This window comes from Leptobacterium flavescens (assembly GCF_010671605.1).
GTDB lineage: Bacteria > Bacteroidota > Bacteroidia > Flavobacteriales > Flavobacteriaceae > Leptobacterium > Leptobacterium flavescens.
This window is the reverse complement of the sequence record NZ_JAABOO010000002.1, coordinates 81511-95002: the sequence shown is the minus strand read 5'-3', so window position 1 is coordinate 95002 and position 13492 is coordinate 81511. Positions and strand designations below refer to the sequence as shown.

The following is a 13492-nucleotide window of genomic DNA, read 5'->3' as shown; positions in this document are numbered from 1 at the left end:
TTATATTATTTCATTGATTTCTTTATCCTTAAGTTTCGCGTAATTATATCCGCTTTTCCACCATCCGCTCATCTGCTTTTCGTTAAAGATGAGGGAATTTGTCGTAAGTACCACAGGAGTGTAATAAAAATTAATGATCACATCCTGTTTATATTTCGCTGCCAGCTTTCCTATTTTAATATTCTGATGCTCTATCCTGTCTGCCATAAAGTTAAAAATATTAGAGATCAGGGAAAAAGCATTTTTAGAAGGCATCCTGTTCAGGTGGGTGATCTCTGTCTGAAGAATGATCACATCCAGCTCATCAGCTCCTCGTTTTATCGCTTCTTCTATAGGCACCATACACCCCAGTCCTCCATCGGCATACTCACAGCCGTTCTTTTTTACCAGGCTCATAAAAGGTGTAAAATTACAGGAGATCCAGATCCAGTCCATAAACTCATCATAGGAAAAGTCATGTATGGACTTATACTCTACCCTATTAAGGGACAGATTGGAAACGGTAACAATAATATCCTTGGAGCCTGCGCGTAAGGTCTCAAACTCCTCATGGGTGATCTCATTCCTGATCAGCTTTCTCAGATTAGAGCTATCTCCGAATGTTTTGGAACCCCATAAAAAGCTCTTCAGTACATTAAAGTGATTGATAGCAATATTATCTATCCCGTGTTTTCTCTTAATCGTAAAAGGACAGTTCTTAAAAATACTCTGCTGGTTTACCGAAGTATAGATCCCTTTTATCTTTTCTACCTTTTTTAAGGCCAGATGTGAAATTAACAGGCTTCCGGTAGAGGTTCCCAGGTAAAGGTCGTAATCTTTCTGCTGCTCTTCTATAAGATACTGAGCAACCCCGCCTGCAAAGGCGCCTTTACTTCCTCCTCCCGAAATAACTAATGCTTTCACTATTTATTTAATTTATCTTTTATATAAGTCTGATCCTCCGTACTAAGTTCAGAAAAAATCTGCTCTATGCGTTCCCTGTACACCGATTCTTTAAGCAATACATCCAAAAGTTGCCTGGATGCCCTGGAAAACTGCCATACGGGGTGTCTGCAGGCATTGATCAGATCTTTCAGGTTCTCATTGCTCAGCGCTTGTATCTGATAAAGGAACTCAAAAGCGTTCTGCCGGATTTCGTAAGCATAACTCGGAGAAGTGTATCCCGATAATTCCTTGTAGAAATCGGGAGTGCTCCTGGATTCAAACTCAGGGGTGATCAGTGCCAGGGTAAGCCAGAGGATGCGCAGGCGCTTATCATTGCTTCCTGCCTTATCTTTGGTAAGGCCGAGATAGCGTGACTTTTCATTCGGGAAATTCAGCCATAATTTTAAAAGGGCATTCTCTACCGTTATATAACTCTTATCCTCCAGTAAGGATTCGAATTCTGTTTTCAGCTCTGCGGGAATGGTATCCATAGAAACCGCGATGGCCTGACGTACTTTTAACTCCCCGGTCTCAAAAGCTTTTTTATAGAGCTCGAGATAATTCGGGCTTTTCTTCTTTTTCAGGTTAAAGACGATCAGTTGCTTAAGCGGAAAATACCCCGGTCCTTCGAGAAGCTTTCCGCAATCCGTTCCCTGTTCAGAACAATCCAGGTTAAGATAGCTCTTAACAAAACTGCTTTGGTTTAAGGCTTCCCTGGCTTCTGCTGCGGGGAATTCTTTTTGTTCCAGCCATATGCGGTAGAAATCCTTTAGATCCTGTCCGCTTGTGGCTTCCGCCTCCGAGATAAAATTGGCGGTATTGACATTCTTATACCTGTATTTCTCTAAATAGTTCTTTACTGCTTTCCCGAAAGCCTTCTCTCCTATCCTGTTATGGAGCATATAAAGGGCCCAGGCTCCTTTTTCGTAAAAAGTGAGGCTGCTGGCCTTCGGATCCAGTAAACTTTCTCCTTTTCCCTGCCTTGACAGCTCACCCAGCTCTTCCGATGACTGATACAGCTTCCAGTAAAAATAATCCTCTCCATAGATCTCTCTTTCCGCCAGTAAAGCGTAATAGGTGGCAAAACCTTCCTGCAACCAGTGGTGCATCCCGCTCTCTTCGGTTACCAGGTCTCCGAACCACTGATGTGCAAGCTCATGGGCATTGACATTGGTGTAATTCTTATCTTCGAATGCGGTGGAATCTATCACATAAGCATCCGAGAAAATAGTGGTCGTGGTATTCTCCATTCCGGCATAAAGAAAATCTTTTACCGGGATCTGTTTATAATTCTGCCAGGGATAATCAACCCCTATTTTATTTTCCAGGAAATCGAACATCTGTTTGCTATGCCTGTAGGTCGGCTCTGCCTTGTTCTCGTCTTCCGGATAATAGTACATCTCCAGAGGAGTACCTCCGGCAGACAGGAGGCTTTTCTTTTTATATTTTCCGATAGCAATAGCCAGCAAATAGCTGCTCATCGGTTGTTTCATATCGTATTCCCAGACTTTGGTGTTCTTCACTCCTTTCTCACTGATGAGCTTCCCGTTGGCGATGACCTCGTAGTTCTCATCGAAGATAACGGTGAGATCGAACTCTACTTTTTCATTCATATCGTCAAAGCTGGGTAACCAGTGACTGTTGTTCTTTCCCTGTCCCTGTGTCCACACCTGTTTTCTGGCATCGGGAAATTCCCAGCCGATAAAGTACATGGCTTTTTGAGGTTTGGCCGTATAGGAAAGGGAGATCTCATACTCTTTCCCTGCTGTAAAATTATCGAGCAGCCAGAGCTTCTGACCGTCATTATAGAACCGAACCTCCTTCTTGTTCAGGATGATCTTGCTAAAGGACATCGACCTGGCATCAATATAGATGGAATCCGTATTCTTTAATACGAGGAATTTATAATCAATATCGCCCTTCACCTCTTTTTGGAGGGGATCGATACGAAGGGTTGTTTTTGCGGTTTTAAAATCGACTTTTTCTGTTTGTTGGGCATAAAAAAGGGCCGGGATCAACAAGCCGATGAGATAAAGGAATTGCTTCATGTAATCAGGACATCAAATATTTTACCAAAATACCAAATTTAAAACTCATATTAAACGGATTTCTGTTTTTTATATCCTTTTCTGAATATAACAAATCGTTATATTCGTACTATGAATCCGAACATACTCCAAACTCCCATCGATTACCTAAAGGGTGTAGGTCCTAACCGGGCCGATCTGCTTCGTTCGGAGCTGGGGATCCATACGTATCAGGATTTTATCAACCTCTTTCCCAACCGCTATATAGACAAGACCCGCTATTACAAGATCAATGAGTTGCAGCGCAATAATGCCGATGTACAGATCGTGGGGAAGATCGTTCACATAAAGACTGTATCCCAACAAAAAGGAAAGCGTTTGGTAGCCCGTTTTACCGATGGTACCGGAGAAATGGAACTGGTCTGGTTCAGGGGGCAGAAATGGATCAAGGATCATCTTAAACTGAATACGCCTTATGTGATCTTCGGGAAATGCAACTGGATAGGCGGAGTGTTCTCTATGCCCCATCCGGAGATGGAATTAATGCAGGAGCACGAACAGAGCCTGAGAACTGCCATGCAGGCGGTATATCCCTCAACCGAAAAGCTGTCCAACAAAGGGATCACCAACAGGGTGGTCATCAAACTGATGCAGCAGTTGTTTATTGAGACCAAAGGGCAGTTTATCGAAACCCTCTCCCGCCCTGTTCTTTCGGAATTAAAGCTTATTCCAAAAAATGAAGCGCTCTTTAATGTGCATTTTCCCAAAAGCCAGGAAATGCTCGCCAAAGCACAGTACCGCTTAAAATTTGAAGAGCTTTTTTATATACAACTGCAACTGATCACCAAAAACCTGATCAGGAAAAACAAGATAAAGGGCTTTACTTTCGATCAGGTAGGCGATCTTTTTAACGGTTTTTACAAAGATCATCTTCCTTTTAATCTGACCAATGCTCAGAAAAGAGTGATCAAAGAGATCAGGAACGATCTGGGAAGCAATGCACAGATGAACCGTCTGCTACAGGGAGATGTGGGATCGGGAAAGACCATTGTGGCCCTGATGAGCATGTTGCTGGCCATAGACAACGGTTTTCAGGCCTGTATTATGGCCCCAACCGAGATCCTGGCTATTCAGCACTTTAACGGGATCAGTGAACTGGTAAAACCGCTCGATATTAATGTGAAGTTGCTTACGGGTTCTACCAAAACTTCAGAACGGAAAATTATACATGAAGAGCTGGAGAGCGGAGAACTCCACATCCTGATCGGTACCCATGCCGTACTGGAAGATAAGGTACGGTTTAAGAACCTGGGACTGGCCATTATAGATGAGCAACACCGTTTCGGAGTGGCACAACGGGCCAAGCTCTGGCATAAGAACGAGATCCCGCCACATATCCTGGTTATGACGGCTACGCCCATCCCGAGAACCCTGGCTATGAGCCTTTACGGCGATCTGGATATCTCTGTCATAGACGAGCTTCCGCCCGGAAGGAAACCCATTAAAACCGTGCATCGTTACGATACCAACCGCCTCAAGGTGTTTAAGTTTATCAGGGATGAAATTAAAAAGGGAAGGCAGATCTATATCGTGTATCCCCTGATCCAGGAGTCGGAAAAAATGGATTACAAGGACCTGATGGATGGTTATGAGAGTATTGCCCGGGAATTCCCTATGCCGGATTATCAGATCTCCATAGTTCATGGAAAGATGAAGCCGGCCGATAAGGATTATGAAATGAACCGCTTTTTAAAAGGGGAAACCCAGATCATGGTAGCTACTACCGTTATTGAGGTGGGGGTAAATGTTCCCAATGCTTCGGTTATGATCATCGAAAGTGCGGAGCGTTTCGGGCTTTCCCAGTTACATCAGCTTCGCGGACGTGTGGGCCGGGGTGCCGAGCAAAGTTTCTGTATCCTGATGACCAGTCATAAACTGACCAATGATTCCAAGACCCGTTTGGAAACCATGGTAAGGACCAATGACGGTTTTGAGATTGCCGAAGTCGATCTGAAACTAAGAGGGCCGGGAGATATCATGGGAACCCAGCAAAGCGGAGTACTCAATCTTAAGATCGCCGATATTGTCAGGGATAATGAGATCCTGAAAACCGCCCGTTTCTACGCTATGCGTATCCTTAAGGAAGATCCTTCCCTCCAGGAAGAACAGAATAAGATCCTTAGATATGTTTACGCTCAGCTGATCAAATACAAGAATATCTGGAATTATATCAGCTAGATCCCGTCCATAATAAAAAAACCTGTAAAGCGAATACTCTACAGGTTTATTTCAACTAATTAAGATCTGCTATTGAGTTATGTCCTCACCCTTTTGCAGTTTTGCCAAATCTCCGTTTAATCTTCCTTTAAATCTGTCTGGCGCAGATTCAAGAGATTTATTCAGATTTTTGATTGCATTTTTAAAATCGCCATTGGCAGAATATGCTCTGGCTAAAACGTAGTTGGAAGGCCATGCTCCCTTGTTCTTTTTAACATTGTTCTTGGCTACGGTCAAGGCTTTTCCTTTTTCTCCTGCTGTGATCAGCTGGTTACTTAGATTGAACATCTGAGCATTGGTAGCCAGTGGTATCGCTTTATCGATATCGGCTAATGCTTCTGCTTTTTTCCCCTGCTGCATTAAGATCTGAGCTCTTAGCGTAAGGTTGGTATAGGTTTCCTTGCTGAAGAAGTTTCCGCTGATAGATGAGTTAACCCACTCCAGGGCCTTATCCATATTTCCTGCACCCATTGCGTAACGCGCTGCCTGATCCCAGGTATTCTGGTTAAATCCTTTTGGATTACGCAGATCGTTCTCAATACCTTTCATTACGATATCGCTAACAGCCACATCAATTTTAAAAGGGATCTCTTTTTTCTCCCAGAACAAAGAGGCAACCGTAGCTGTTGGGTTTACGGTATTGAACTCGTACGTAAGTAATTCTCTGTGGTCGGCATCTTTAGATTTAACATCTACGCGAAGTGCATCTTCTGCCTGATCGTAGAAAAAGCTTCCCCAGGAAGTGGTATTGTTAGAAAGGACGATAGTTACATCACCATTCTCCTTGGGAGCCATAAATAAAGCGTATTTCCCCGCCTTTACATCTTTTCCTTCCAGTTTTACATCATGGGTAAACTCGATAGTGGTATTGTAATCGGCTCCTGCTCTCCAGGGTGCTGCAGTGGCAGTTCCAAATCCAAGATTGTTAAATCCGTAAGGAACCAAAGCTCCCCAAACCTGTCTTCCTCTTACAGCCGGACGGTTATAGTGGATCGTAATGTCGGTAATTCCCACCCGCTGTGATACCTCTGCTTCCTGGCTCGTAGCCGGCAGCGTAAGCTGTGCATTGGCTTCAGTTGTAAATAAAAAAGCAACTCCCGCAAAAATGGAAAAGATTGCTCTTGTAGTAGAAAATCTCATAGTGAATAATTTTAATATTTAGTTTGTTGTGTAATGAAGTCTACTGCCTTAATAGGCTAATGCAAGATATAGCCAAAGCCGTACGATCTGTGTTATAGGATCGTTAAACTTTGCGGCACAAAAACTAAAATTTCGGCTTATTCACTCCTCAGCATCTCGATAAATGCCTCAAATCCTTTTTTGAATTCAATATACTTTTCTCCGGTAGCGGGTCCGTTAAATCCGGTATGTATCTTTCTTACTTTTCCTTTCTTATCTATGAAAATAGATGTAGGATAGGACAATACGTGATTGAGCATAGGAAGTTTTTCCTGGGCCTTGTCCTTATCTGAAGTACCGAATTGCGCCAGGAGGATCGGATAAGGAACTCCTATTCTCTCCTTTAAACGCCTGATACTGTTAAATGCTTTTTCCTCTGTTTTGGCATATTCGAAGGCCAGGCCTACAAATTCCACATCGTCCTTTTTCAGGTTTTTGTGGTAATCTACATAGTATTTGGTTTCATCCAGGCAATTAGGACACCAGGATCCAAGGATCTGTACCACTACCACTTTATCCTTAAAGCGATCGTCAGTTAAGGAAACTGTATTCCCATCCAGGTCGGGAAAGCTGAATGCCAGCTTCTCATAACCTTCTTTAATAAAGGTCAGCGAATCTGCATCCGGCAATTCATAAAATTCATTTTTCTTTGCTACGAACGGTTCCTGAAAGTGATTTCCGGAATAGAAGGTCCCGGTCATGGTGCTATCGGTTACTTTGGCCGTAAACAAAAAGGCATGGGAACCGTCGAAAGTCGATAATTTAAGCTCATCTCCATCCAGAACACCTTCCAGGTAACGGTAATCTCCGGTAGTGGTCCTGAAAGTTCCGGTAACTATATTTCCCTTCTGTTCAAAAATACCCTTGGCAATGTAACGGTCCTCCTCAACATCCGGACTGAAGACAGCTTCCCAGTTACCCGATATGTCACCGGCGGCCGTATTTTCTACGGAAAAACGATCTGCATCACTGAATTCCGCATGAAAAGGTACGATCCTGTCCAGCGAAGGTTTTATAAATTCTGCATCAATAGAAGTAGCTGTATATGTTCCTGAGATATAGCCCTCAAAAACAGGTACTTTTATCAGGATAGAATCTCCTTTAAGAGAGATCTCATCCACCTCAATAACTTCTTCCGCATTAAATATCTTTAGCTTATTTCCTTCGATCACCTCAAAGTTAAAAGGCAGTTCTTTTTCATCCTGTACCACCATTATACCCCTCCACTTCCCTGTATTCAGGGATACTTCTTTTACTTCACTTTTACAGGAAATAATAAATACAGCTATTAATGATAGGATTAATATTCGCATTGCAATTTTTGTTTTTGTAATAAGTGGCTAAAAATACATCATAAAATTTAAAGTGGCTAATGTTTACAAAGCTGAATCGATATTGTTATCTTTGCGCCTCAATTTGAATGGCGTTCAGCATTTATTTTCGAAGAAATAAAAAAGTAGGTAGATGAAAATATCTTATAACTGGTTAAAGCAGTTTATTAAAATTGATTGGGAAACGGAAAAAACAGCCGAACTACTAACGGATCTGGGTCTGGAAGTTGAGGGTATTGAAAAATACGAATCCATCACCGGAGGACTTGAAGGTGTGGTGGTTGGTCATGTTCTCGAATGCGGAAAACACCCCAATGCCGACAGGCTTAATATTACCAGGGTGGATCTCGGGAACGGAGAACCTGTTCAGATTGTTTGCGGTGCTACCAATGTGGCTAAAGGCCAGAAAGTACCCGTAGCTACCATAGGAACTTCTCTTTACGACGGAGAAGGGAAAGAATGGAAGATCAAGAAAGGAAAAATAAGAGGTGAAGAATCTCACGGAATGATCTGTGCGGAAGATGAATTAGGGCTTGGGAATGGTCATGACGGGATCATGGTACTGGACAGCAACCTGGAACCCGGTACTCCATGCAGTGAGGTCTTTAAAATAGAGAATGATCGTGTTTTCGAAATAGGTCTGACCCCGAACCGGGCAGATGCCATGAGTCATTACGGAGTAGCTCGCGATCTTAAAGCCGGTTTGCTTCAAAAAGAGATCAATCTGGAGCTTATTACCCCTTCGGTAAGTAGTTTTAAGGTTGATAACAGGACTTTAAAGATAGATGTTGATGTTGAGGATAAAGAGCTTTGTCCGCGGTATTGCGGGGTAACCATATCGGGCCTTGAAGTTAAGGAATCTCCCGAGTGGCTGCAGAACAGGCTAAAAGCTATCGGCCTGGCTCCCAAGAACAATGTGGTAGATGTTACCAACTATGTACTTCACGAACTGGGACAGCCTTTACACGCATTTGACGCTTCTAAAATAAAAGGAAATAAGATCATCGTTAAAACAGCTGCTGCAGGAAGTAAGTTCACTACCCTGGATGAAGTTGAACGCAAACTGGATGCAGAGGATCTTATGATCTGTGACGCGGAGAAACCCGTTTGTATTGCCGGGGTATTCGGAGGAACGGACTCAGGAGTTACCGAAGATACAACTGCTATCTTCCTGGAAAGCGCCTATTTTAATCCGGTATCGGTAAGGAAGACTGCCAAAAGGCACGGATTAAATACGGATGCTTCCTTCCGTTTTGAAAGAGGAATAGATATCAATCAGGTAGAATACGCGCTGATGAGAGCAGCCCTATTGATCCAGGAAGTTGCCGGAGGTGAGATCACCAGTGATATCGTTGATATCTTCCCCAAGAAACCGGAAGATTTTCAGGTATTCCTCAGCTACGAAAAGGTAAATAAGCTTATCGGGCAGCAGATCCCTGAAGAAACCATTAAAAGTATCCTTACCTCCCTGGAGATAAAGATCAATAATGTAACCGAAAGCGGGATCGGGCTTACCATACCTTCCTATCGTGTGGATGTACAGAGAGAAGTAGATGTTATTGAGGAGATCCTGAGGGTTTACGGATATAACAATGTGAGCTTTACAGAAAAGTTAAGCGCTTCCATTTCTAATTCCACGAGAACGGAAGATTATAAATTACAGAACCTGATCTCCAATCAGCTGGTGGGTCAGGGCTTCTATGAAACCCTTTCCAATTCGCTTACCACAGATAATTATACAAACTTAAGTGATGACCTCAGAGAGGAACATTCGGTTCATATGCTCAACCCCTTGAGTAATGATCTGGCTGTAATGAGACAATCGTTGTTGTTCTCATCTCTGGAAGCCGTTGCATTCAATATTAACCGCCGCCGTAACGATCTGAAATTATTCGAATTCGGAAAGACTTATCACAACTTTGAAAGCGGGCGTACGGAGAATAAGCACCTAACGCTTACCGTAAGCGGAAACCGCGCCGAAGAAAGCTGGAATACACCGAAGAGCACTACCGATTTCTTTTATCTGAAAGGAGTGGTTTCTTCTATCCTTGAAAGACTGGGGGTCTCAAAATTAAGATCGACTCCAGCCAAAAGTGATGTCTTTGCCGAAGGAATGATCTGGTCCTTTAAAAAGACCAAACTGGTAGAGTTCGGGTTGGTAAAAAAGTCGGTTTTAAAAGCCTTCGACATAAAACAAGCGGTCCTTTTTGCTGATTTTAACTGGGATGCTATCCTGGAGATCGTAAAATCCAATAAAATACAGTTCAGGGAAGTACCGAAATTCCCCGAAGTACGTAGGGATTTTGCCCTGCTTCTGGACGATTCTATAAGATTCGAGGATATTTATGACATTGCCATGCAAAGCGAAAAGAGCCTTTTAAAAGAGGTGAGCCTGTTTGACGTATATCAAGGTAAAAACCTTCCGGAAGGCAAAAAGAGTTATGCAGTGAGCTTTATGCTTCAGGATGAGAGGCAGACGCTTACCGACAAGCAGATAGATAAGATAATGAACAAGCTTCAGCAAAACTTTGAAAAAAAGCTGGGAGCTGAATTGAGATAAAAACAAATTTTCAACCTGTATAAAAATGCTTCTTAACGGAAGCATTTTTTTTGTTTGATTACCACAGCTACCTGCGTTAAAAAATTGCTTTAGAGCCTCTTATTTATTATTTTTATAGAAAGGCTGATGATGTTGTTCAAAAGGGTAAACATAGAGGAGAAATTAAGCCGTGTTCGCAGGACTTCCGATCCGGAGATCCTGAAGCAGGTAGACAAGATACTGGCCGAAGATAATGCCCGCGAGGAGCGTATATTCAATACCCTGGGGTCCGGAAAAGACGGGATTATCAACGATTTTGATATCGACCTACTGGAATCGGACAGGATCTATCACATCAGCCATATAAAAAAGATCTGTATTGATTACAGGTTGCGCTTTCTGGACAGCAGGTACTTTAAGGGAAAGTTCCCTCCTTCTGCCCTCTCGAAGATAAAGGAGCTGGAGAAAAAACACGGGACGGAACTCGCTGGTTTTAAAATGGTGGCCCCTTCCAAACTCTTCAAACTCGAGAATGCCGACGATCCTCTGCTATTTGCTCCTCTGGGCAACGATTATTTTTATCTGATCCATCGCTGGGGTAATGATCTGCATCCCCTGAGAAAATGGATGATGCTTCCTTTCAGGAACCTGTTTAATTTACTCATCTTTATTCTGGCAATTAGCTGGATCTTCACTTCCCTCCTGCCTATGCAGCTGTTTACCAGGGAGAGTTCTACATCAACATTTATGGTTCTATACATGTTTATGTTCAAAGCAATTGCTTCTATTGTCCTGTTTTATGGCTTTGCTCTCGGGAAAAACTTTAATCACGCCATCTGGAACAGCAGGTATTTTAATGCGTAGTGATCCCCGGGTACGGAAAGGTTAAAAGCCCCGATCAAGTAAGAAAACATCTATTTGACCAATGTTACATTTTCTGAGATAGATACAGCCTGAAATCTGATTTTGACAGGGGTAATTTTTCTATTGTTAAAAACAACACATTTTTGTTGAAAAAATATTGGATTTTTCCAGTGTTTTTATTTCTGCCACATACATTTTTATTTTATTTTTGGGGCTAATTCTCAAACCTAACATAAACCGTTACAATTACTTACCCCCTAAACTTGCTATGCACTTGTTTGTGTAGTAACATTATTTTATCCCCACCTCTTAGTGCCCCCTGACAAAACTTTGGTTGTGCTATTTAAACGGCTAAAACGGTAACCAACTAAATGGATCGAATCAAATTGAGTTTGAATAGGATTTTTATAGGCTCCAAAGAAAATATACAACTAATAAAAACCCGGTTGGAAGCATCAGGTATTCATACAGTTGTAAAGGATAATTTGAGGGCCGAGGACCTGATCGCCATACGTAAGGGGCAATCGCCCACTAACTTTGAGTTGTTTGTTCCGGCCGATGAATTTGAAAAAGCAGAAAAAATATTGATCCAGTTCGTTCGCGACAGAGGATTATAAGATTTACAATCAACTCCATAACTTTCTCTACTATAATGAAAAAAGGTCCGTTACCGGACCTTTTTTTTATACATTCACTGCGTACATCTTCTTACGCTGCTCCTTTATGGCATCATCTCTCATATAGTCATCGAAAGTAAGGTATCTGTCAATAACCCCATTCGGTGTCAATTCTATGATCCTGTTAGCCACGGTCTGTGCAAACTCGTGGTCATGTGTGGTAAACAAAGCAGTTCCCTTAAAGTTTTTCAGGGTATTGTTAAAAGCAGTAATACTCTCAAGGTCTAAGTGGTTGGTAGGCTCGTCCAGCATCAGGACATTGGCTCTTAACATCATCATCCGGCTCAACATACATCTTACTTTTTCACCTCCCGAAAGTACTCTTCCTGTTTTCAGGGCTTCTTCTCCGCTAAACAGCATCTTTCCGAGAAAACCTCTCACATATACTTCTTCGCGTTCCTCTTCGGTGGTAGCCCACTGTCGTAACCAGTCTACCAAAGTAAGGTCGTTCTCAAAATACTCCGAGTTGTCCACCGGCAGATAGGATTGGGTAGTAGTGATACCCCATTGGTGTTTTCCGTTTTCTGCTTTTATTTTATCATTGATGATCTCGTAGAAAGCGGTGGTAGCCCTTGAATCTTTGGAAATAACAGCAACCTTATCACCTTTCGCCAGGTTAATATCTACATTCTGGAATAAAAGTTCTCCGTCTATACTCGCCTGCAGGCCTTCAACATTAAGGATCTGGTCTCCGGCTTCTCTTTCCTGCTCAAATATAATTGCAGGATATCTTCTGCTGGAAGGTTTAATGTCTTCAACTTTAAGCTTCTCAAGCATTTTCTTCCTGGAAGTAGCTTGTTTACTTTTTGCTACGTTGGCACTGAAACGCTGAATAAACTCCTGTAATTCCTTTGCTTTCTCCTCGGCTTTCTTATTCTGCTGTGCACGCTGTCTGGCCGCTAACTGACTCGATTCATACCAGAAGGTATAATTTCCGGAATAATGAGATATTTTTCCGAAATCTATATCTGAAATATGCGTACATACCGCATCAAGAAAGTGTCGGTCGTGAGAAACAACTATAACCGTATTATCGTAGTTCGCCAGGAAGTGCTCCAGCCATGAAATGGTTTCGAAATCCAGGTCGTTGGTAGGCTCATCCATGATCAGCACATCGGGATTCCCGAACAGGGCCTGGGCCAAAAGAACCCTTACCTTAAGTTTGGAATCCAGGTCGTTCATAGATGTATAGTGCAGGTCTTCACTGATCCCCAGGTTAGACAAAAGAGCGGCAGCATCGCTGTCTGCATTCCAACCGTTCATCTCTTCAAACTGTACCTGCAGTTCTCCTACTCTTTCTCCGTCTGCATCACTAAAATCGGGCTTGGCATAAATATCGTCCATTTCCTTTTTAATAGCATATAGAGGTTTATTTCCCATGATCACCGCCTCCAGCACGTTAAATTCGTCATAGGCAAAGTGGTCCTGTTCAAGTACAGACATCCTTTTACCCGGTTCGAGAGTTACGTGGCCTGAAGTAGGATCTGTCTTTCCGGATAATATTTTGAGGAAGGTAGATTTCCCGGCACCGTTAGCTCCAATGATCCCATAACAATTCCCCTGGGTGAAAGTAACGTTTACCTCATCAAACAATACTCTTTTACCGAACTGTACAGAAAGATTTGATACTGATAACATTTATTTTATTTTTGATTTTCAAAGTTGGCGCAAAAG

At 42.5% G+C, this 13492-nt stretch carries 9 protein-coding genes; 4 read left to right on the top strand and 5 right to left on the bottom strand.

The window, feature by feature from the left end; translation table 11 throughout:
- Both GWK08_RS07925 and GWK08_RS07920 read right to left on the bottom strand, forming a co-directional pair.
- Entirely contained in the window at positions 1–903 is a 903-nt protein-coding gene (locus tag GWK08_RS07925; protein WP_163606403.1) for a patatin-like phospholipase family protein, read from the bottom strand.
- A complete protein-coding gene (locus tag GWK08_RS07920; protein WP_163606402.1) occupies positions 903–2972 on the bottom strand; it encodes a M1 family metallopeptidase in 2070 nt (689 codons plus the stop codon). Before GWK08_RS07920 ends, GWK08_RS07925 begins: the two co-directional genes overlap by 1 nt.
- 111 nt (positions 2973–3083) lie before the next feature.
- Between GWK08_RS07920 and recG the strand changes: the two genes are divergently transcribed.
- Positions 3084–5189 (top strand): ATP-dependent DNA helicase RecG, encoded by a 2106-nt coding sequence (gene recG, locus GWK08_RS07915; RefSeq protein WP_163606401.1) that lies wholly within the window; start codon positions 3084–3086, stop codon positions 5187–5189.
- Positions 5190–5258: 69 nt separating this feature from the next.
- Here recG and GWK08_RS07910 read toward each other — a convergent pair whose 3' ends face one another.
- Together GWK08_RS07910 and GWK08_RS07905 are read right to left on the bottom strand one after the other, a co-directional pair.
- Positions 5259–6368 carry a DUF2911 domain-containing protein gene (locus GWK08_RS07910; protein WP_163606400.1) on the bottom strand — a complete coding sequence of 370 codons (1110 nt, stop codon included), beginning with the start codon at positions 6366–6368 and terminating at the stop codon, positions 5259–5261.
- A 137-nt stretch (positions 6369–6505) separates the two neighbouring features.
- A complete protein-coding gene (locus GWK08_RS07905) occupies positions 6506–7720 on the bottom strand; it encodes a peroxiredoxin family protein (RefSeq protein ID WP_163606399.1) in 1215 nt (404 codons plus the stop codon).
- Positions 7721–7871: 151 nt separating this feature from the next.
- Between GWK08_RS07905 and pheT the strand changes: the two genes are divergently transcribed.
- The 3 genes from pheT to GWK08_RS07890 all read left to right on the top strand — a co-directional run bounded on the left by pheT (position 7872) and on the right by GWK08_RS07890 (position 11758).
- The gene (pheT, locus tag GWK08_RS07900; protein WP_163606398.1) at positions 7872–10298 is read left to right on the top strand and encodes a phenylalanine--tRNA ligase subunit beta; all 2427 of its coding nucleotides are present in this window, start codon (positions 7872–7874) and stop codon (positions 10296–10298) included.
- 126 nt (positions 10299–10424) lie between these two features.
- On the top strand, positions 10425–11141 hold the full coding sequence (locus tag GWK08_RS07895) for a hypothetical protein (protein WP_317168144.1): 717 nt from the start codon (positions 10425–10427) through the stop codon (positions 11139–11141).
- Positions 11142–11512: 371 nt separating this feature from the next.
- Positions 11513–11758, top strand: coding sequence for a putative signal transducing protein (locus tag GWK08_RS07890; RefSeq protein ID WP_163606397.1), 246 nt, complete (start codon positions 11513–11515; stop codon positions 11756–11758).
- A 66-nt stretch (positions 11759–11824) separates the two neighbouring features.
- On the opposite strand, the gene GWK08_RS07885 is transcribed toward GWK08_RS07890, so the two are convergent.
- On the bottom strand, positions 11825–13456 hold the full coding sequence (locus GWK08_RS07885; protein ID WP_163606396.1) for an ABC-F family ATP-binding cassette domain-containing protein: 1632 nt from the start codon (positions 13454–13456) through the stop codon (positions 11825–11827).
- Between the last annotated feature and the right edge of the window lie 36 nt (positions 13457–13492).

Coding starts and splice junctions, on each gene's coding strand:
- GWK08_RS07885 (WP_163606396.1), bottom strand. CDS start 13,456: ATGTTATCAGTATCAAATCTTTCTGTACAGTTCGGTAAAAGAGTATTG.
- recG (WP_163606401.1), top strand. CDS start 3,084: ATGAATCCGAACATACTCCAAACTCCCATCGATTACCTAAAGGGTGTA.
- GWK08_RS07905 (WP_163606399.1), bottom strand. CDS start 7,720: ATGCGAATATTAATCCTATCATTAATAGCTGTATTTATTATTTCCTGT.
- GWK08_RS07895 (WP_317168144.1), top strand. CDS start 10,425: ATGATGTTGTTCAAAAGGGTAAACATAGAGGAGAAATTAAGCCGTGTT.
- GWK08_RS07910 (WP_163606400.1), bottom strand. CDS start 6,368: ATGAGATTTTCTACTACAAGAGCAATCTTTTCCATTTTTGCGGGAGTT.
- GWK08_RS07920 (WP_163606402.1), bottom strand. CDS start 2,972: ATGAAGCAATTCCTTTATCTCATCGGCTTGTTGATCCCGGCCCTTTTT.
- pheT (WP_163606398.1), top strand. CDS start 7,872: ATGAAAATATCTTATAACTGGTTAAAGCAGTTTATTAAAATTGATTGG.
- GWK08_RS07890 (WP_163606397.1), top strand. CDS start 11,513: ATGGATCGAATCAAATTGAGTTTGAATAGGATTTTTATAGGCTCCAAA.